17 protein-coding genes and 1 pseudogene are annotated in these 22028 nt (G+C 31.0%); 7 read left to right on the top strand and 11 right to left on the bottom strand.

Going from position 1 to position 22028, the window contains the following annotated elements:
• Positions 1-68: 68 nt before the first annotated feature.
• From B3B03_RS11165 to B3B03_RS11150, 4 genes are all read right to left on the bottom strand, one after another.
• Complete coding sequence (locus B3B03_RS11165; protein WP_346847838.1) at positions 69-1343, bottom strand: serine dehydratase subunit alpha family protein; 1275 nt, start codon at positions 1341-1343, stop codon at positions 69-71.
• Positions 1344-1528: 185 nt separating this feature from the next.
• Positions 1529-2398, bottom strand: coding sequence for a radical SAM protein (locus tag B3B03_RS11160; protein WP_346877339.1), 870 nt, complete (start codon positions 2396-2398; stop codon positions 1529-1531).
• 200 nt (positions 2399-2598) lie between these two features.
• Positions 2599-3396, bottom strand: coding sequence for a rhomboid family intramembrane serine protease (locus B3B03_RS11155; protein WP_414632835.1), 798 nt, complete (start codon positions 3394-3396; stop codon positions 2599-2601).
• Between the two features lie 209 nt (positions 3397-3605).
• A complete protein-coding gene (locus B3B03_RS11150; protein WP_346877337.1) occupies positions 3606-4781 on the bottom strand; it encodes an FprA family A-type flavoprotein in 1176 nt (391 codons plus the stop codon).
• A 460-nt stretch (positions 4782-5241) separates the two neighbouring features.
• Here B3B03_RS11150 and B3B03_RS11145 point away from each other — a divergent pair, with 460 nt between their 5' ends.
• A complete protein-coding gene (locus B3B03_RS11145; RefSeq protein WP_346877336.1) occupies positions 5242-5820 on the top strand; it encodes a sigma-70 family RNA polymerase sigma factor in 579 nt (192 codons plus the stop codon).
• A 207-nt stretch (positions 5821-6027) separates the two neighbouring features.
• On the opposite strand, the gene B3B03_RS11140 is transcribed toward B3B03_RS11145, so the two are convergent.
• Entirely contained in the window at positions 6028-6843 is an 816-nt protein-coding gene (locus B3B03_RS11140; RefSeq protein ID WP_346877335.1) for an SGNH/GDSL hydrolase family protein, read from the bottom strand.
• 363 nt (positions 6844-7206) lie between these two features.
• Between B3B03_RS11140 and B3B03_RS11135 the strand changes: the two genes are divergently transcribed.
• The gene (locus tag B3B03_RS11135) at positions 7207-9231 is read left to right on the top strand and encodes a methyl-accepting chemotaxis protein (protein ID WP_346877334.1); all 2025 of its coding nucleotides are present in this window, start codon (positions 7207-7209) and stop codon (positions 9229-9231) included.
• Positions 9232-9404: 173 nt separating this feature from the next.
• Here the strand turns inward: B3B03_RS11135 and B3B03_RS11130 are convergent, their stop codons facing one another.
• Positions 9405-12215: a M4 family metallopeptidase gene (locus B3B03_RS11130; RefSeq protein WP_346877333.1), complete on the bottom strand. Its 2811-nt coding sequence runs from the start codon at positions 12213-12215 to the stop codon at positions 9405-9407.
• A 289-nt stretch (positions 12216-12504) separates the two neighbouring features.
• Between B3B03_RS11130 and B3B03_RS11125 the strand changes: the two genes are divergently transcribed.
• Complete coding sequence (locus tag B3B03_RS11125) at positions 12505-12933, top strand: CBS domain-containing protein (protein WP_035129150.1); 429 nt, start codon at positions 12505-12507, stop codon at positions 12931-12933.
• A 65-nt stretch (positions 12934-12998) separates the two neighbouring features.
• On the opposite strand, the gene B3B03_RS11120 is transcribed toward B3B03_RS11125, so the two are convergent.
• Positions 12999-13124 (bottom strand): hypothetical protein, encoded by a 126-nt coding sequence (locus tag B3B03_RS11120; protein WP_346847830.1) that lies wholly within the window; start codon positions 13122-13124, stop codon positions 12999-13001.
• A 419-nt stretch (positions 13125-13543) separates the two neighbouring features.
• On the opposite strand from B3B03_RS11120, the gene B3B03_RS11115 reads away from it, so the two are divergent.
• From B3B03_RS11115 to B3B03_RS11100, 4 genes are all read left to right on the top strand, one after another.
• A complete protein-coding gene (locus B3B03_RS11115) occupies positions 13544-13891 on the top strand; it encodes a zinc ribbon domain-containing protein (protein ID WP_346877332.1) in 348 nt (115 codons plus the stop codon).
• A gap of 144 nt (positions 13892-14035) precedes the next feature.
• The gene (locus B3B03_RS11110) at positions 14036-14422 is read left to right on the top strand and encodes a DUF2085 domain-containing protein (RefSeq protein ID WP_346877331.1); all 387 of its coding nucleotides are present in this window, start codon (positions 14036-14038) and stop codon (positions 14420-14422) included.
• A 29-nt stretch (positions 14423-14451) separates the two neighbouring features.
• Positions 14452-15315, top strand: coding sequence for a zinc ribbon domain-containing protein (locus tag B3B03_RS11105; RefSeq protein ID WP_346877330.1), 864 nt, complete (start codon positions 14452-14454; stop codon positions 15313-15315).
• Between the two features lie 20 nt (positions 15316-15335).
• Positions 15336-15680, top strand: coding sequence for a zinc ribbon domain-containing protein (locus B3B03_RS11100; protein ID WP_346847825.1), 345 nt, complete (start codon positions 15336-15338; stop codon positions 15678-15680).
• Between the two features lie 157 nt (positions 15681-15837).
• Here the strand turns inward: B3B03_RS11100 and B3B03_RS11095 are convergent.
• The 4 genes and pseudogenes from B3B03_RS11095 to B3B03_RS11080 all read right to left on the bottom strand — a co-directional run.
• Positions 15838-16944 (bottom strand): annotated as a pseudogene (locus B3B03_RS11095) (UDP-N-acetylglucosamine 4,6-dehydratase family protein); the annotation flags it as partial.
• Between the two features lie 40 nt (positions 16945-16984).
• Positions 16985-18130 (bottom strand): non-hydrolyzing UDP-N-acetylglucosamine 2-epimerase, encoded by a 1146-nt coding sequence (gene wecB / locus B3B03_RS11090; protein ID WP_346877329.1) that lies wholly within the window; start codon positions 18128-18130, stop codon positions 16985-16987.
• 82 nt (positions 18131-18212) lie between these two features.
• Positions 18213-20495, bottom strand: coding sequence for a polysaccharide pyruvyl transferase family protein (locus B3B03_RS11085; protein WP_346877328.1), 2283 nt, complete (start codon positions 20493-20495; stop codon positions 18213-18215).
• Between the two features lie 2 nt (positions 20496-20497).
• Positions 20498-22018 carry a polysaccharide biosynthesis C-terminal domain-containing protein gene (locus B3B03_RS11080; protein ID WP_346877327.1) on the bottom strand — a complete coding sequence of 507 codons (1521 nt, stop codon included), beginning with the start codon at positions 22016-22018 and terminating at the stop codon, positions 20498-20500.
• Between the last annotated feature and the right edge of the window lie 10 nt (positions 22019-22028).

Genomic DNA, 22028 nt, shown 5'->3' with positions numbered 1-22028 from the left:
ATTTAAACCATACTGTCAACTATTACGAGTTAAAAATTTATCCCTTACAAGTTAAAAATTCATCCTTTTTACTTACACATCATCAAATTAAGGATAACTCTGTCTGCATCAGCCATTCCAACTACCCCTAAATCTGCCATATTCTTTATAGTTCTCTCCACATCCTCATGAACAATTCCATCATGAGATGATACTTCTACCCCTTCCAATGCAAGGGCTGCACATAGCACTGATGTACCTACTGCTGTAGAAATTTTTAGAGCACATCCTGGCTTTGCTCCATCACATACCATACCAGAAACGTCTGCCACCATATTTTTTATAGCTTTATTTATAGCACATAGTTCTCCTCCTAGCATATAAACAATGGCACAACTAGCTCCAATTGAAGCTGCAACTCCACATCCACATAGAGCTGAAAGTCTTCCTATAAAGCTTTTTACATGAATAGTTATAAGATCACTAAGGGCTACGGCTCTAACTAAAGTATCATCACTAACTCCTAGTTTTTCTGCCGCTGCAATTACAGGTAAAGTAGCTGTTAATCCTTGGTTTCCACTACCTGCTGTACTCATTACTGGCAGTGTACATCCATCCATTCTAGCATCAACGCCTGCAGCAGTTAATCCCATGGCATAGGTTTGAAGTGAATCTGCAAACATTTTACTGTTCTTTCCATCTAATAAAATTTTTCCTGCTTTAAGTCCATATTCTTCTTTTCTTCCAGCCTCTGAAACTCTACGATTCATTTCTATACCTTCCATTAAGAACTCTATATCCTCATAGGGTACAGTTTTTATGAATTCATATATATCTTTAACAGATAACTGTTCCTCGTCTCCATTATCCTCTGTAGCTACAGTTTTAACCTCTTCGATTTCAAACAATATCTCTTCATTTCTAGTAATTAAAACTATATTGTTATGTTTATTTTTAATTATTACAGAAGAGCTATCATGGCCCTTATGTCCAATAACCTCTACATAAAGTTTTTCCGGCGCTTTAGTAAGGTCTATTGTAACCTTGCCCTCTGCTAAATATTCCTTTGATTTATCAATATCTGACTTAGTAACATCCTTTAAAACCTCTAATCCTGCCTCTGCATTGCCACCAATAGCTCCAAGGGCTGCTGCAATATTTAAACCAACCATTCCTGTACCAGGTATTCCTACTCCCATACCATTTTTTAGAATATTACAGCTAACAAGAACCGTAACCCTATCTGGAACTCCTCCTAAAGCTTGACTACATTTCGCCGTTGCAAGGGCTAGAGCTATGGGCTCTGTACATCCTAAGGCTGGTATAACTTCTCTCTTAAGAATATTTATGTATGTATTTTTCATTATTAACATCCTTCCTTAATAGACTGTTTTTAATTTAAACAGCTCTTTAATTTAAATAGTACATTAATATTTAGGCTCTGTTGAAATTAGGTAATGGTTTACATTATGTGCTAACCTTCTCCATTAGGTTTTAAAGTTTTTTAACATCCTAATTATATCAAAGGGAGGGCTTTATTTCAATATTATTAAAGCCCTCTAAAATATTCTGGTTTAAAGTTATTTTGTCCTGCTAAAAAACCTTCTATATCTGAAAGTAATCTTTCCTTTTCTTTACCTAATACTGCAGCTAGTGGTGCATAGTTTGATGCATGATTGCTTCTAAATATGCAGTTTGTAAGATCTAGTTCTTTAACAAGGTGATAAACCTCCTCCATTACTTCCCTAGGATTTAAAAGCATAAGAGCTCCTCTTTTTATTTCTTCATATATAGGTGCATCTTCAGGAGTCATAAGAGTTAAAAGGCCTAGATAATCTGGATTTATGGCATTAATAACCTTTGCTGAGTTTAAAGCATGATTTTTCCAGTTTTCTAACCCACCTAAGCCACTTATTAGAGTGCAAGATAGTTTTATTCCACTATCCTTAATTTTTCTTCCAGCCTCAATAAGTTCCTTTGAGGTTGCTCCCTTATTCACTTTAAGCAGAACCTCATCATCTCCGCTTTCTATACCTAGATATACCATTTCCAAACCCTTACTTTTTAAAAGCTTTAGTTCTTCTGGAGTTTTAAGTAAAATAGACTTGGGACTAGCATATACAGTAATGCTTTTACATTCTGAAAATAATTCTTTAATTTTATCCAAAATTGTAATAAGTCTTTCTGTAGGCATAATAAGAGCATCACCATCAGCTATAAATATTTTTTCTATATATCCATACCTCTCCCTAGCCCAAACTAAATCCTCAATTACTTCTTCTAAATCCCTCATTCTAAACTGCTTTGCCTTATACATATTACAAAAACTACATTTGTTGTGAGAACAACCAATGGTAGCTTGAACTATTAAACTTCTTCCTTCACTAGGTGGTCTATAAACTGCACCTTCATATCTCATAAATTTTCCTCCTTCATATATAGAAATCCTTATCCTAGGATATAGAAGCTCTTTCCTCCACCTTTAAATAAGATGGGAATACTAGAGCTGGTAGTCATGGAATAAAAAAGGAATACATCAAAATTTAACTAACCTTAATAGTTAGCATTTAATTCTGATGGATCCCTTAATTTTTTAACAAATAGTCATGGTATACACTACTAATCATTAATATGTTCATGATTTTTCAAGTGATTCATGCAATATTCCTTATGTCCACTACATTTTGAACAATATCTAAACTCCATATTAGGGTCATCTCTTTCAGTTATTCCACATACAGTACATCTATGACGTACATAATCTTTCATCTCTATGACTTTAAATTTTTCCTTATTCCTCTTAACTTTCTTCTTAGTTTTAAATAACTCTATAAAGTCTTTTCCAAAGAAAATAAAGTAGTTAGCTAAGGATGCAAGGATCATGAGTTTTATTCCAACTCCACCCATTATAAACTGTTGTGCCAAAAGCACTGCATTTAAAATTCCTAAATACTTAACTTTAACTGGTAAAATGAAAAATAGTAAAACTTCATGGTTAGGATATATGGATGCAAAGGCTAAAAATAAAGTTAGATTTATAAATACCCCTGTAGCAGGACTACCTCCAATTAAAGATACAATTATGGTAGCAATCATCCCTACTAAATAATATATATTAAATTTAAAGCTTCCCCAAGCCTGTTCTAACCCCATACCTATAATATAATAGAAATAAAGGGTAAAGAGTATCCAAAAGGCACTAGTTGCTGGTGGAATTAAAATAAAGGTAACTAACCTCCACACTTGACCTGCCATTACTGCCTGAGGTATTAACATTAGGTTTGCCTCTAACCCTGGATTTATAACCTCTAATAAAAATACAGCCAAATTAGCTGCTACAATGTATTTCATCAATCCACTAATGGCATCCCTGCCATATTTTCTCTCTAATTTATTTAACCACTTCAATATAATCACTCCTATAAAAATGCAATGAAATTTATCAGCTTTCTTACATTTTACCATATTTTCTCTCTATAGCCTATTCCCTAATAAAATCTTTCATGTAAACATATTATTAAGTTTGTAATTAGTATTGGCTATGAAAAAAGGTATGGAATATAACATTTTTTATATTATATCTCATACCTTAATAATATACCATAATCTATTATTATATACTAAATTTATTTTAACATTCCAAGGAAGTTATCAGCAAATTCATCTGCTAGCTTAAGTTCTTCTTCACTTGGTACAAAGTTAAATTTAAAACCTGGATCAATTACATTAAATTTAAGGCTCTTTAATCTCTCTGAAAGCATAGGCACACTTTCTCCACTCCAACCATAAGATCCAAAAGCTCCAGCAATTTTACCTCTATTTACAATAGCACTAACATGAGCAAGTAAATTCCAAGCTGGCTCCACTGCATCTTGATTTATAGTAGGAGAACCTACTAATATACCACTTGACTTTTCTACAAGAGATACAAGTTCCTCTAAAGGTGTAGTTGTAATTTCATGAACTCCAGCCTTAATTCCTCTTTTTTCAATGGCATCCTTTAAATGATTTGCAACCTTTTCTGTATTTCCATAGGCAGAAACATAGAATATTTGGATGTTTTTTTCTTCAATAGCAGCTTCCTTAGCCCAAGTTTTATATAAATTTTTATAATACTCTCTATCATCAATATGAATTGGACCATGGCTAGGAGCAATAATTTCAGTTTCTATATTTTCAATCTTATCAAGGGCCGTATTAATAAATTTTTTGAAAGGTCCCATGATAACATCAAAATAATACTTCATTTCAGTTTCATAGTTTCCAGAACAACTATCAGTAATGCACCCACTTGGTGAATAGTGACATCCCATAAAATCACATGTAAATAATATCTTTTCATCTGCTAAGTAAGTAAATATACTGTCAGGCCAATGAAGATTTGGTGCATTTACGAATCTTAATGTCTTCTTTCCTATAGATAGCTCTCCTGAAGCATCTATAGACTTAAATTCCATGTTTATAATTCCTCTAAGATATCTTACTGCAGCCTTTGATCCAACAACCTGAGCTTCTGGATATTCCTTTAATAGTTCCTTTAATGAACCACTATGATCAAGTTCTGTATGCTGAACTACAATATAATCTATTTTTTTATCACCAATAATAGATTTAATATTCTTTAAATATTGTTCAAAGTATCCATCCTTAACTGTGTCAACAATAGTGATTTTTTCATCTTCAATTAAATAGGAATTATATGTAGTTCCCATTTTTGTTTCCATTATTATGTCAAATACTCTAAGTTCAGGATTATTAACCCCAACCCAATGAACTGAATTAGTTAATTTTAAAGGTTCCATTTCATTACCTCCGCATTCATATTATCTTCCATACTTACATATTAACAAACAATTATTATCTATTGCAAGATATTCTGCATTATTTTAAAATTTTTTTATAATACAGAAAGAATATATTCAAACCATTTAAATCTCTTATCTTTTGATAATATATATTATTCTGTTTTAATTATCAACTAATACAGTATATCAATATCCTGTATATTTCTCCCTTGTATATTTCCCTTATATATATTGTTCCTCTTTCACTATATATTATAAGAAAACATATAAATATAAAATTAAAATTTTAATCCAGATATTTTTATTCAAATATTTTGTTCAGATATTTTTTATCCAAATATCTCAATTGTATATTTACACAAACTAATGTTTGTGTTAAAATTTTTTTATCAGTTATATTTCCACTTTTTCAAAAAAATGCATATATATTATTAAAGTATTTTAGGGGGTTATATCTATGGATTATTCCAATTTAAAGAATCTTATATTAAAAGCAAAAAATAAAGACCAAAGTGCAATGGAAGAATTGATTAATGAATACAAATACCTAATAATTAAAGAAGCTTCAAAGGTTCATGTCCGAGGCTATGAAATGGAAGACTTAATTCAAATGGGAAACATAACCTTAATGCGTTGCCTTGAAAAATACACTCCGGAAAAAGGCAATTTTACAGCTTATATATCCTATGCAATAAAAAATAACTTTAATTACCTAATAAGGCAAAGAGCAAAAGATAATGAAGTACAAACCATCGAAGCTCCAATTGAAACTAACCTTAGAATAGAGGATACTTTAATAGCTGATGCATCAACTGAAGATAGTTTTATAGAAAAAGAAATGTATAAACTTATAAAAAGAGAAGTGGACAACCTCCAAGATAACTTAAGAGATCTAATAACCTTCATATACATAAATTGTGAAGGCAACCTAAAAGATTATTCAAAATCCAGAAACCTTAACTATTCAACAGCAGCAAAAAGAAGAACCGTAGCTCTTAACAAGCTAAGGTCCTCACTTAATTCTTTATGTGTATAAATACTTTCAAAATAATAAGCAATTTAAATAATTCCTATTGAAAATTCTTATTCATGACAAGTTAATCATTTGAAACCAAAATTTAATGGTTTCTGCATTGATTAACTTTTGTCATTTCTAAGAATTTTCATCTATATCACAAAACTACAATATTATTATGCATATCTACTTTAGCATATCTACTATGTGTATCCACTTTAGTATATCCTACTTAAATATCTCCTTTAAACCTTCGCTGATAGTCTTGGCTACTTTTTCATTTCCAGCTTCATTTAGATTCATATTATCTACAGTATAATCAGCTATGTTTTCTGCTTCTATGCCACTTTCATTAAATAAGTCTATTACTGGTATAGAATTTTTATTACATACTTCTTTAATTGCCATGGAGTAATCCTCTAGACCAAGATCAATATTGTTTTTATCAGGATAGCTTGGCTGTCCTTCAATATATCCATGCTTTAATGGAGTTAAAAATACAAGTTTTGCCTCAGGCTTAGCCTTTTGTGTTGTATTTATAACCGCTTGCACATCTCCGTAAAAAGATTCAACTTCTCCCCCATCATCTTTAGTTCCTAGAGCTCTTCCTTTAGTGTAGTCATTAGTACCTACCATAATAATTATAATATCTATATCCTTGAGGGCTTCTCCATTAATTAAGTTAAGCATACTACTCATAACTAAGCCATTATTAGAGTTATTTGTTACACTTTTTAAATTCAAAAGAGTTTTTACCTTTTCTTGATATGTACTTCCTTTTGAAACTCCATCTCCAAGAGAAAGTAGAGTTTTTCCTTCCAAAATGAACTTTTCTTCACTTCCTTTGGTTTCTCTCTTAACATTACCTTCTTTTTTCTCTTCTTCCAGTTTAGATGTTAGATTTATTGAGCTTTCATATAGTTTCTTACTTTCTAAAATCTTTTCTTTTTCCTTCTTAGATCTATTTATACCTAAAGCTAAAGTAGCAATTAACGCAACGGATAATACTATGCATAATATGGTTTGTATCCTATCTTTTCTCATATATTCCCCTCCTTACCAGTATATTATATCCTATATTTGTATGTTTTCAAAGTAATATTGAAATTTAGAACTCCTATCTTCAATTTCTATAGGTTTAAGCTTCATTAGTTAACAACTTAAGCCTAATTTTTTTGATTGTTTAAGTTAAAAAATTAGTATTATTTGTATAAAATATTTTAATTCTGTTGTTTTATAGGATAATTTGTTATAATATGAATTGGAATACAAACTACATATTTTGCAATATTTATTTTTAAAGTAACCTATTTACACTATGTTGCATCTAGCATGTTATAAATATCTACTCTTAAGTAGTAGTTATTAAAACCAAAATCTATAGATTAATTAAATGGAGGGATGAAAATGAAAAATCTAAAAAACTTTAAAAGGAAGTTTAAAATAAAAAGTATTAAAACAAAATTAGTTATCTACTTCTCTGTGCTAATTTTATTATCATCAATTTCATTAGAGATGATTTCTACGCAAAATATTAATATTGCTCTTACAAAAGAAGCAGAAAAATCTCTAGTTTCACTAGCAGCCGAAGGAGCACGAGTAACAGAGAGTAGAAGTGAGACTCAAGAACAGTGCTTAAAAACAATAGCTCTATTAGACAAAATTAAGAGCATGGATTGGACATTACAACAACCTATACTACAAAGACAAGTAGAAGGACTAAATTTTCTTGATATTGCTGTGGTTGATCCTGATGGTACTGCCCGTTATTCAAATGGATCAACTAACCAATTAGGTGATAGAGAATATGTAAAAAAGGCTTTAAATGGCGAAGTGAATGTATCCGACTTATTAATTAGTCGTGTAACCAATGAAATTGTTTTAATGTATGCAGCCCCTATTGAGAGAGAGGGTAAAGTTATAGGTGCTTTAATAGGGCGTAGAGACGGAAATGCTTTAAGTGAAATTATAGATGATATTGGATATGGTGATGAAGGATATAGCTATATTATTAATAGTAATGGAACAATAATTGCTCATCCAGACAGGGAAAAAGTATTAAATCAGTTTAATCCGTCTGAAGAAATGAAAAAAGATAAAAGTCTAACCTCAATGTCTACGCTACTTCAGAAAGCATTGAAAGATAAGAAAGGAGTTAGCACCTATTCCCTTGAAGGTAATGATTTATATGCTGGATTTGCTCCTATTGAAGGTACTGATTGGATATTTATTACTACTGCCAACAAGAGTGAGGTTTTATCTGCAATTCCTAGGCTACAAAGAACAATTATAATAGTTACTTCTATAATTTTATTTATTAGTATTGCTATTACATATTTAATTGGTAAGTCCATTACTAAACCTATTATAAAAACAATAAAACATTCAGAAAAAATAGCTAATTTAGATATTACAGAAGATATTTCTGAAGACTATCTTAAAAAAAATGATGAAATTGGAGCCTTAGCCCAAGCTCTACAAGGCATAATTAAAAATCTTAGGGATATTATTGACAAAGTCAGTGATTCTTCTGAACAAGTTACTGCTGCTTCAGAGGAGTTGATGGCTACTTCACAACAATCAGCCATAGCTGTAGACGAAGTATCAAAAACAGTAGAAGAAATAGCAATGGAAGCCTCTGAACAATCACTAATTACAGAAGAAGGTTCTTCAAAAGCTACTATATTAGGAGAAATTATTGAAAAAGATCAGAAAAATGTGAGAAATTTAAATACTGCTTCAATGAAGGTAACAGAAGTGGTTAATGAGGGTTTAAATGACATTGATACCCTATCAAAAATAACAGAAGAAAGCAATGATGCAACAAAAGAGATATATGAAGTTATATTAAAAACTAATGATAGTTCTAATAAAATTGGACAAGCAAGTAATGTCATTGCCTCTATAGCAGAACAGACTAATTTATTAGCATTAAACGCAGCAATAGAAGCAGCAAGAGCCGGGGAAGCAGGTAGAGGTTTTACAGTGGTAGCAGATGAAATCAGAAAATTAGCCGAACAATCTTCAACTTCTACAAAAGAGATTGATGGAATGGTTAATGAATTGCAAAAAAATGCTAAAAATGCTGTAAATACAATGGAAAGGCTATCTAATATATCTAAAGAACAAGCTAGTAGTGTAATTAATACTAGAGATAAGTATATGTTAATTGCTGAATCAATGAAAGAATCTGGAAAAGTAGTTAAACAGTTAAATGTTTCAGGAGAAAATATGGAAAAAACAAAATATGAAATACTAGATATTTTAGAAAAGCTTTCATCCCTTGCTGAAGAAAGTGCTGCTGCAACTGAAGAAGCAACAGCATCCATGGAAGAACAAGTTGCCTCTATAGAAGAAATTGCAAATTCTAGTGAAAACCTATCAAATTTAGCACAAAACTTACAAACAATTATTATGAAATTTAAAGTTTAAAAAACAAAATTTATAAAATTTTTAAACATGAACTTCTGGTTTCTTTTGCCTCACAGCTCAGCATACATACTAATGATTTACACATAACAAAAGCTGGTGTGAAATACCACACCAGCTTTATATTCGAGTCTAAGAAATAGTAGTATCCTCCATACTTGGACTCTATTACTTAATTACTGTTGAATGCAACTTTTTAAAGAATTTACTGCTTTATCTGCAATTCCGCCACCAGTTCTTATGATTATATTTCCAAATCTCTTATCTAGTACAGTTTTTTGTTCTGTTGTTAAGTCATCATCTGATAAAACCACTGGTGATCCATTAAGGGCTGCAACTGGACCTGCTGCTAGAGCATCTATTAATTCATATCCTTTTGCTATATAAGTTTTATTTACAACACTTCCATAGAATTTATCTATAACCATGGCATTAGTTGCATATCTATCTTTGCCACCTAATCTATTCTTTGTTATATTTCCTGAAGTGATTCCATTAACCTTACTTAGTACATTATCAGAAACTACCCCAGTACCACCTATGATATAGGCATTTTGTAGAGATTCTGATTGTAACCAACTATAAACTTTCGTTGGAATTGTATCCTTTTCTACTAAAACTATTGCCATCTTATCTCTACCTGCTACGGAAGCTATGGATAGAGCGTCTGCTTCACCATGTCCATTACTTATAACTACTTTACTTACTTCATAGCAATTTTTATCAATATACTTAGCAATCTCTAAAGATGTCTCATATCTATCTTTTCCACCAATTCTCTCCACGTTAGTTACACCTAGTGCTTTTAAATCCTTTATTACACTGTCATTAACTACTCCACTTCCACCTACAATAATAGCATTTTTTGCACCTAATCTCTTTATTTCACCTTTAGTTCCTTCTGGGAGACTACTTGCTTCTGTTAAAAGTAAAGGTGCTTTTTTAAAGGTTGCTAGTGGTGTAGCAGCTAATCCATCTGCTAAAGCTCCACCATTTGCTATCATTACAGTGTTTGCAGTTGTAAATTGACCCTTACTTAGTCTAACTGCTGTATCGTATCTATCAGTACCTATTAATGCATTAATTTGTACATTTCTAGCAACAACATTAATAACTCTAGGTATACTTACCTTGTTTCCATCGCTATCTGTTACTGTATAAGTTAAAGTGTATTTACCTACTTTATTTGTATTTATGGTTCCACTAACAGCTATTTTTGAAGTTAAGCTTCCGTCTTCAAGATCTGCAGCTGTAACTCCAGCTTTTGTATCAAACACATTTCCAACTGTTACATTCTTAGCTGTAACTCCTGAAATAACTGGTTTCTGTCCTTTATATGCCACTCCAGTTGAAGCAAAACTATTCTTTATTACAGTGATCTCATTAGATCCTTTTCCATATAAGTCAGCTGCTGCTTGTACAAGGCAGTATGCTGCTTGTTGAAAATTAGTATCCGCATGCATGTACTGAGTTAATGCTCTGTAATATATCCTTGCAGTCTTATCCATTCCTATATTACTAGCTATATTATATGCTGCTTTATTTGGAATCCCTGAGTTAATATGAACTCCTCCCCAATCTTCATCTTTTGTATCAGCAAGCTCATAGTACTCAGTCATATGTGCTGGTTGACCATATAGGGTAGGGTCTTTTAAACTTCTTAAAGCATCACCTTGAATGTTAGGAGTATAAATATCATCTCCTACAACCCAATCAGCTGAGTCAAACTTCCAAGTTCCTCTATTAGCAACATTATACTTATCATAAGTTGAAATAAGTACTCCAAACACATCAGCCATAGATTCATTTAATGCACCCGATTGATTATGATATGCAAGGTCAGCTGTATACTCTATTACTCCATGAGTCATTTCATGGCCAACCACATCTAAATCTCCGCTAAGATATGTAAATTCTTCTCCATCTCCATCTCCATAAATCATTACACCACCACTCCAAAAGGCATTATTATAATTCAAGTCAAAGTGTGTAAAAGAGTGAACATCCATTCCATTGTTATCTAGACTATCTCTTTGAAATACATTTTTATAGAAGCTAATTACCTTACCCGCATTATGATGTGCGCTAACTGGCGACTTATCAGCTTCAGTTGTAAACTTTCCAGTAGTATTTGAAACTAAATCTCCATCACTAATGCCATTCTTTGCATCATAGGTATATATGCTACCCTTATTTGTTAAATCAATCATTTGATATTGATCTCCAGATTGATTCAAATTTAACTCTCTAGTTTTTCCAAGAACATCAATGCCTGTTCCAGTTACTGGATTATTATATCTAATCTTATCTTCTATTTTAATTACCTTACCAGAATTTACTTCAACAAAAACATCATAATTTCCTATGGTAGGCTCCATAAAGAAAATATTTATCTTGTAAACTTCATAGTTCACACCATCTTCAGTTATTACTAACTTTTCAGCCTTTGGCGTCTTTTTTAATTTTTTAATTTCAAATTGACTTTTTGCTATTTCAATAGCTTCCTCAGGAGAAATAACCTTACTACCAAGAGTAGTGATTTCTTTATTTTCTTCAAGGTTACCGTTAACACTAACTATAACTCCGTTTTTATCATAGTGCACATTTATTATGCTGTTATCAACTTCTGTTCCCTCAATAACTTGTGCAAACTTTACAAAAGTATCTCCTATGTCATCTTTATTTACTTCAACAACCTTTAGTTCCTCTTTTGTATTGTCAATTCCAAAGAGCTCTTTGTTTTCCTCTAAAAATTTAGTTGCTGAACCCTCGCCTGGAACTTCTTTATCAGAAAGCTCTCCTGATAAAAAGACTTGTCCATCATTTTCCTTTAGTTCCACTGTTTCATCACTTAGCTTTTCAAGTTTCTCTATAGCTTGTACTTTTTTTGTTTCTTTATCTACCTCTAATTCTGCAGCAAAGGCAGGTGCCGAAACAGTACAAGTTAATGATAAGCCTAAAATAAGTGAAATTAGTTTTTTTCCCATAATTATCCCCTCATTTCTCTAGCGAATGGTCTGACTTTAATAATTCAGTCAACCCCTATTTATCATATTACCATAAATATTAAAAAATTGTAACTATTTTGCTATAATTTATAGGTTGTTTTTAGGATATTTTGCATTTTTTAGGCTAATTTAAAAATCTTTTAGACTTTATTGACCTTTATAGCCTGATATATAGATCTATATCTAGTATGAATTTCACAAAAATTTCAGCATATCAAGCTAATAAATAATAATTTAATTGGTTACTCTATATATGGAGGTGAAATTTATGAAAGTAAAAGAAATCATGTCAAAAGATGTTGCTTGTTTAACCCCAGAGGATTCTATTGAAAAAGCTGCTCAACTTATGAAACAATATAATGTTGGCTCCATACCAGTATGTAGTAACAAAATGATAAATGGTATTGTTACTGATCGTGATATTGCTTTAAGGTCTGTAGCCTCAGGTCAGGATTCAGCTCAAACAAAAGTGAGAAATATCATGACTTCAAACCCTACTGTAGGGAACCCAGAAATGGATGTTCATGATGCTGCTGAAATAATGAGTAGAGAACAGATACGTAGACTTCCAATCGTAGAAAATAATAGTCTTGTAGGTATTGTTTCACTAGGAGATATTTCCCTTGAACCTATTCTTTCTGACAATGCCCAAGATGCTCTTAAGAGTATATCTGAACCAACAGGTAACCAAATGTAATTAAAAATCGGGGTCAGACTTTCTCCCATTTTATGGAATAAATCTGACCCCATAGTAAACTAACGCTATTCTACCCCTGATTTATTAGGTATATAATTTTCTGTTGCTAATAAATAACTTCCAAAAGCACATAAGGCTATAACATCATAGAGCATATCAATATCTATTCCACTATCTTTAATTAATTTCATAATATCATCCATTATTATTGTCATCTCATTATAATCTTCTATGTTTATTTTATCATGATTATAAGCTTTATCTATATATTTTAATGTTTCTCCTTTAATTTCCTTTAATCTCCTCTAATTTCCTTTAATTTGATAAATTCAAACCCTGGTGAGGAAGCAAAATTCTTTCTACCTACCGGCTCACCATAAATGCTCGTTGTAGAGAAAAAAGAGTTCCTGGAATTAAATGGGCTCCGTTATGCTGCATCCACTTACTATAAGTACAACAATAATTATGAACAAGCCGTGAATATGTCTTATTTTGCCTCAGCAGGCTTAGGGAGTTACTTTTGTACCTAAATTGTTTACTATTTCTACAATAAATGATACAATTGTTAATGGAATTTATACAATATTTTAATTTTAAGGGGGATATATACATGTTTTGTTCAAAATGCGGGAAATCAATTCCTGACAATGCCATCTACTGTCCTGAATGTGGCAATAATACAAATCCAACTAGCCAACAACAATCAATGGGAAATATTCAAAATACATATAACAATGGGCAACCAATTGTTAACGATGAGCCAAACACCCTTGCAAACATAGCAAGTTGTTGTTTTCCAATAGTTGGACTAGTACTTTATTTAGTTTGGAAGGATACAAAACCAAAGAGTTCAAGTGCAGTTTGCAAATGGGCCATCGGTGGGGTTATTGCCGTAGCTATTATATACATACTCTGTATTATATTAGGCTTAGCTGGAAGTTCATTTTCTTCTTACTAGAATAACTGTAAACTTTTAATTATTTTTTATATTATAATGTTTTGATTAAAGTAGTAGCTTAATATATTAGCTACTACTTTAATCAAAATCCGCATAAAATCATAATTGTATACATATTATTCATTGTGTTTAGGCTAGCAACTAATGGGTTTTAATGAGAAAGGAAAAAATCAAAATATGAAAATACTTGACTATCTTTTTATATGTCACAAGCTACCTGAGCGTTCATTCTTTTATAAAGGAAAGCAGTTTCCTATTTGTGCTCGTTGCACTGGTATATTAATTGGATACTTAATAGCATTACTAATGGCATTTTTCATAGAAATACCCTTGATGTTTAGTTTTGTTCTATTGATACCTATCGGAATTGATGGTATAGGACAATACTTAGGAAAGTGGACAAGTACAAATACAAGAAGGCTAATCACAGGTATTTTAGCTGGCATTGCTACAATATATATTATTATTTTTATTGGAAAACTTGGTTATAGTCATGGAGTTAAATTACAAAAAATTTTGAGAGGCCTATAATATATGCCTCATTGGAGGAATTAAATAGAATGATTAATTATGATAAAAAATCCATTAATACTAAAAAAATAATTTGTCTTGCCATTGCCACTTCTATAGCTATAATTACATCTCTAATTATAGCTTTTGTACCTTTTAATGATGTACTTTATGAAGTTATATTATGCTTTCTCTTAGCAATTCTAGTGTTTATAGGGTATGCTTCCTCTAACATCTTAGACGTGGGATTAAGTGCTTGCATTTTTTTATTTCTAGGTCCAATTTTAGCTATACCCATAAATATGTTCAAAAATGATATTAGCATAGATAATGTGCCATTCTTATTATTAGAATTATGTTATTACGGAATATATATTATTACGATTCTAATATCATACTTGATAAGTTCATATTTCAAAAATAAATCTAGAACTATTGACTTAGTTATACAAATATTATTAATAAACCTTGGAATTATAACATCATTTTCATTATACTCTTTTATCAGATGTTTTGTATTGAGTATGACTTTTAATGATAATTATTTTACTGGCTTGGGTGATTTCATTTTTGGAAACCTTAAGTATTCTCCAATACTTATATTGTTCGTTTCATTAACTTTATTTATTAGTAAATTGATATTTAAAAAGAGAGTTATCACAACTTCTATAAACTTTAATGAAAAACTTGTACTAGATAATCTCGATAATATTTGTAGAAACTGTAAAACCCCACTTAACCCTGACAGTAAATTCTGCACAACTTGTGGTACTCCTATAGTGAGTGATACAAATACCATTTCAAATATGGATGAAAATGAAACTCTTTGTAATAATTGCAAAAAAGTAATAAGTGTTGATGCTAAATTCTGTATACACTGTGGTAACCCAAAAGCAAATAAAAAACTAACTTAAATTTTAAGGAGGATTCGCATATGTATTGTTCTAAATGTGGAAAAGAAATTCTAGATAACGTCACCTTCTGTCCTGAATGTGGCAATGCTACAAATCCAAATAACCAGCAATCAATGAATAATAATTCATATAATTATGGCCATCCAATAGTAAAAGATGAGCCTGACACCATTGCAAATATAATAGCTTGTTGCTTTCCTATAGTTGGAATAATAGTTTATTTTATGTGGAAGGATAATAAACCAAGAAGTTCAGATGCTATAGGTAAATGGTCATTGTTTGGATTCATAGCTTCAATCATTTTTACCGTTGCTATATATATATTCTTCTTTATAATTGCACTAGCATGTAGTACGCCTTACTAATAATATAATAAAATGTAATGGGGTCAGACCTCATTACATTTTATTATATTTAACTATTTAAAATTTTCCTTAGGAAACTATATAAATATAAAGCTATAAACCTAGTTAACTTTATCCATATTTAACTATAAAACTATATAACTAGTTAACTAGTTGTTTACGTAGCAAGGGTTTGCGAGATTTCAGCTATTGGGGATACCCCGTAATCTAATCCCATAGGGTAGTAAGTAGGAACCTTTTCTTGCATTAATTTTATAATTTCTTCTTTAGACATATTGTCCACATTTTTAAATTCTTTTATAGATATTTCTATAAAGGTTATATTTGCTTCTTTAGGTTTTTCTACAAAGATTTTATCGTGTTCTGTAGAAGTTAAGGCAACTTCATCCATGAGTAGTTCTTCATAAAGTTTTTCTCCTGGTCTTAGTCCTATATACTCTATCTTTATATCAACCTCTGGTTTATAACCTGAAAGAGCTATTAATTCCTTAGCTAGGTCCACCATCTTCACTGGTTTACCCATATCAAGGACAAAGATTTCTCCACCCTCTGCAAAGCCTCCTGCTTGAATTACAAGCTGAGCTGCTTCTGGTATAGTCATGAAGAACCTAGTTATCTCTGGATGTGTAACTGTGACAGGTCCACCTTTTTCAATCTGCCTTTTAAATAGTGGTATCACAGAACCATTACTTCCTAAAACATTTCCAAATCTCACAGCTACAAAATCAGTTTTACTAACTTCATTAAAAGCTTGTACTATAAGTTCACAAAACCTCTTAGTAGCTCCCATTATATTAGTAGGATTCACAGCTTTATCTGTACTTATTAATACAAACTTATCTACTACATACTTATGGGCGCACTTAACAACATTATATGTGCCTATTATGTTGTTTTTAATTGCATCAGCCATATTCTCTTCCATCAGAGGAACATGCTTATGAGCAGCAGCATGAAATACCACATCAGGTCTATACTGACAAAACACCTGATCCATTCTCACTAAATCCCTCACTGAAGTAATTATCACACTTTTACACAGCTGGGGACAGTCTCTATTAAGCTCCATTTGTAAATCATAAGCATTGTTTTCATATATATCTAAAATAAGAATTTTCTTTGGTGAAAATTTAGTTATTTGCCTAATTATCTCTGAACCAATACTTCCTCCACCGCCGGTTACAAGAATAACCTTATCCTTGATATATCTATCAATATGGTCTGATTTAAGTTGTATTGCATCCCTACCTAATAAATTTCTAATATCTATATCCTTCATATTTCAATCTCCTAGTATTTAAAGACTATTTTGAAGCAGCAACTTCCTCTAATGTTTCAGCTTCTTGGACAGAAGTGCCTAGACCCTCCAAAATATCTGCTATTCTCTTACTTGCAAAACCATCACCATATGGATTACTTGCATGGCTCATTTTTTCATATTCTAATTTATCCTCAAGTAATAACTTAAATGTATTATAAATAATCTCTTCATCAGTTCCCACTAATTTTAACGTACCAGCGGCTATTCCTTCAGGTCTCTCTGTGGTATCACGCATAACAAGCACAGGCTTACCTAAACTTGGAGCTTCTTCTTGAATTCCACCACTATCAGTTAAAATCAAATGAGACCTAGAAAGGAAATTATGAAAATCTAATACATCAAGCGGCTCAATTATTCTAATCCTATCACAATCTCCAAGAATTTCATTTGCAGCTTGTCTTACTACAGGATTCATATGAATAGGATAAATAGCTTTAATATCTGGTGTTTCATCTACTATCCTTTTAATAGCCCTAAACATATTTCTCATAGGCTCACCTAGATTCTCTCTTCTATGAGCAGTTATCATAATAAGTCTACCACCTTCTGCCCATTTAAGTTGGTCATGAGTATAATCTTCCCTAACAGTAGTTTTTAAGGCATCTATGGCAGTATTTCCAGTAACATAGATATATTGGTATTTTTTACCTTCTTTAAGTAAATTTTCTTTTGATAACTCAGTGGGAGAAAAATTATACTTTGCTATAATACCAACAGCCTGTCTGTTAAATTCTTCTGGATATGGTGAATATATATTATAGGTTCTGAGTCCAGCTTCAACATGTCCAATTGGAATCTGTAAGTAAAAACAAGCTAAAGCTGTAACAAAAGTTGTAGATGTATCTCCATGAACTAACACCACATCTGGTTTTACTGCTTCTAATACTTCTTTAATTCTGTTTAAAATATTAGTTGTTACATCAAAAAGAGTTTGTTTATCTTTCATTATAGATAAATCATAATCAGGAGCAACATCAAAAGCTTCAAGTACCTGATCAAGCATTTGGCGATGCTGCCCAGTAACACAAACAATTGTCTTAATGTTTTTTCGTGTCTTCAGTTCATTTACCAAAGGACACATCTTTATTGCCTCTGGTCGTGTACCAAAGACGAGCATTACTTTTTTCATTACAACTTTCACTTCTTTTCTTCACTTTATATTTTTTCTCGTAACACCTATATAACTTTTAGTTAAATGTAAAATTTTATTATTAATTCTCTCCTTTAAAAATACTATAAAATTCTTCTAAAAAACTAGCTTCAATTTCTATAATTTTATCAGAAACATTATAGTTACAATTTAATCTACAATATTTTTCATTTGCGTTTTCTGGAGTTATTTGGGGTAGAAAAAGAACATTTTCTTCAACTCCTACTAGATTTGAAAATCCAAATACTTTACCTTTTTTATCATCATAATCAATTGCTAAAGTCGGTTTATCTAAAGAATTACTGAATACTACTGAATGAAACCTCATGCCTATTACTTTATACGCTAATTTAAAAATTTTATAAGTTTCATCAAAACTATAGTCTTCATTATAAAATTTAATATTAGAATTCATTTTATAACGCTTTGATAAATCATAAAAAAATAATCTATCATCATTACCTATAAAATATGTGTGCATAGGGAAAAACCTTACTTCCTTATTCTCATCAGTTGAAATTCTTATCAATTCATCAACTGCATTAACAAGCCTTTCCTTGTAGCTAGATACTTCTCTAGAATCAGAGCAATATACCTCCGGCAATTCCCTAATACAGAATAGGTTATACTTTTTTTGTTCTTCATCGAAACTAGCTTCATAATTTGCTACATACATTGCAGCTGGATCAATAAAAATAGAATACTGTATATCTTTTAACAATTCTCCATAATTTCTTACGGATTGCTCATCTCTTAAAAAAACATAATCAGCAAGTTCAAGTATTTGTCTTGTTGTTTTCTTATGTCTTTCTGTATGAATTGGCCCCAAACCACATCCATATATAACGTTTGTTTTACTATTTATCTTACCTATTATAAATGCATGCAAAACATTGTACATTTCATCAATGTCCATTAAAGGACCGCCTCCCATGACAACAACATCTGAACATTTTATATGGCACTTAGTAGTAAGAATTGTCCTATCTACAACAGTTATATTCTCATCATATTTGTTGTAGTTTCTTACAGTTTGCTCTGAAAAATATGGAACTATTGATGATAAAATAAACTTTGTATCTTTTCTTAAAGCCTTGAAAGTATCAAAAATATGGTACAAAATAGCCTTGTCGCCTGTAGTTTCAGTTCCATACCAGCCTGTTATAAAAACAGTAGAAGGATTCTTTTTTATGTTTTTTTTATTTCTTAATAATGGCACTACTACTCTTGCCAGCATTCTAATATAAAGATACTTTATAGGATAAATTAAAATATATTTCAAACTCTCAAAATAATAGCCAAATACTAATGTTGGAGATGGCACACCCTCATAATCATGAACACAATTATCACAATTCTTCAACATGTTATTAAACTGTTCCTTTGAATTGTAATATGCTTTTACTATATCTTGCTTCAAGCAGTTGCATAGTTTTTCACTTTTAGTAAAACAATAATACAAGTTACCACCTGGATCAAGTGAAACACCTTGATTTTTCCACACACATCCAGAAGTTCTCTTTTTACCATTTACCAACTGGTCTATAAGAGATTTATAGAACAATCGCTTTACAAGGCTTTTTTCATAGTACCTGTAAAGTGACTCTAAAAATTTAGCAGTTTTGCATCGCTGATCAGCATCAAGACAAAACTCTTCAACAATGCTGTCATTATACAGTCTTTTAATTTGTGCAGCCACTCTAAATGAAATATGTACATCCCTATTCTTTGCATAATTTAACAAGTCCATCAAACCATCAACATTATCCTTTACAACAGTAGCACATAGATTATATTTTATGTTATTCACTTTTAGTTCATTAAGAAGTTCTTCCAGTTGAGCAAAAGTTCCTTTTCTCCTTCTCACCTTGTCATGTAATTCACCAACTCCATCTATTGAAAAAGATATGGAGACATTAACGCCTCTGCTTCTACACAGTTCCACAATCTTAGGATAACTCTTCAATATTCGGTCTTTCAAAGTTCCATTTGAAATTATTGATACACTCTCAACTGTTTTACACCCATCCAATATAGCTTTTACAACCTCTACTATATCCGTTCTTGTAAATGGCTCTCCACCACTGAGCCCCACATGCTTCAGATTTGAAAATAACTTATTTGAAAAAATGCTTTGTATTTCTTCAGTAGTAAGAAGTTCTTTCTCTTTATGTTCATCTTTCCAAACATTACACATCTTACATCGGCAGTTACAAACATTTGTAATAGGGAAATTGATTACTGTTGGCTTTCTTTGTATTTTAAACGCTAGAATTAACTGATTATATAAACTTTTAGCAAGTAATAGCAAAGGTAAAAGAAGCTTTTTTAAAATTCTCTTCATTATTAACTCTCCTTGGTTTGTATTTTTAAAAAAATTTTTTTAATAATATTTGCATTTTCTTTCATCATACTACTGAACAATAATGTATTTATTATTATGAAAATAATTAAAACCACCATACCGATTATGCATCCTAATCCAAAAATTTTCATATAAGAACCATGGTTAAAATTAATATTAACCCCTACTACAGTCAATATAGAAAATAATGCAAAATTAATTGACATAACCTTGATGGAATCAATTATCTTAGTTTCAGTTACCTTTGTGCAATTATAGTATATATTTGCTGGCACAAGAACCAAATATGATATTAAAGTCGCAATCAAAACTCCCTTTATATTATAAATCGGAGCTAAAATCAATGAAAGTACTAAATTAATTATTGTCGATATAGTTGTAGTAATCTTTTGTAGCTTGAAATTGCCGCTCAAGTTGATCATTGCACCACTCGGCTTATTAATGCAATTCAGCATGATTACAACTGCAAACAGTAATGCAACTTTAGAATCTACATAATTTGCATCCTTAACATTTCTTGTATAAATACTTATGAACGGTATTGCAATTATTGCAACAGATGTTATTATCACTGAAGAAATAAATATTATGTCAAATTCGTATAACTTATAAGCTTTTTTTATTTCATCTTTAGAACCCTTAGAATATATCTGCCCTAATCCATTAAATGGCGCTAAACTAACAGAATCTATTACCATTCTTCCAAAATTGAAAAGCATATTATATATAGCATATATACTTGAATATACTGCTAATGTCATACCTGTCAATACAACCATATCCAAACTTTGGTTTACTGTAGCTGCTATCTTTTGTATAAAAATGTCTCCCGAACCCTTAACTACACCTTTATCAATAATATCATTTTTTTTGATTTTAGGAAAAGCATTTCTTCGCTTTAAGGAAATTAAAAAAACGTTTATCATAGTTCCAAGCAAAATAATGCTTTTTATAACAATAATATTAGTATTAAAAAAAGTTGATGTTATATAAATTGATATCATAACTCCTATACTACAAACTGAATTCAAGGTTTTTAACTTATATTCTGTTTGAGTAGATTCAAAAATAACAGAGTTTCTTAGTTGAACTGCAATTATGCACAAACTGTTTGATATTGACAAAAGAAATACTAAAAAAATAGTAAGCTTATCAACATTACTTTTTATGTTTAAGGTATAAATTAAGCTTGCTATAGTTGATAACGCAGCAAAAACTATAGCCACTCTTTTTAAGTAACTGGATACTGTTGAATAAATAACATTAATTCTCTCTTGATTTTTCAGCCTCATTGGTTCATAAAGAGAAACAACAGCTGACAACACAAATCCTCCTTCTATCAAAGAGAACATATTTACAAACTGATTTGCTGTCTGATGTATTCCATTAATTTCGGAACCTAATTTTGTCATAATTATGTTAGTTGTTATTATTGCTGAAATTGCACTTATAAAAGTTAGGAAAATTCCAGTCACTGCATTTATTATTGTCTTTTTTAACAATAATGTTCAC

Origin of the sequence: Clostridium sp. UBA5712 (genome assembly GCF_002419845.1) — a bacterium.
Lineage (GTDB): Bacteria > Bacillota > Clostridia > Clostridiales > Clostridiaceae > Clostridium_J > Clostridium_J sulfidigenes.
Note: the sequence above shows the minus strand (reverse complement) of the source record. Positions and strands in the feature narration are given on the sequence as shown.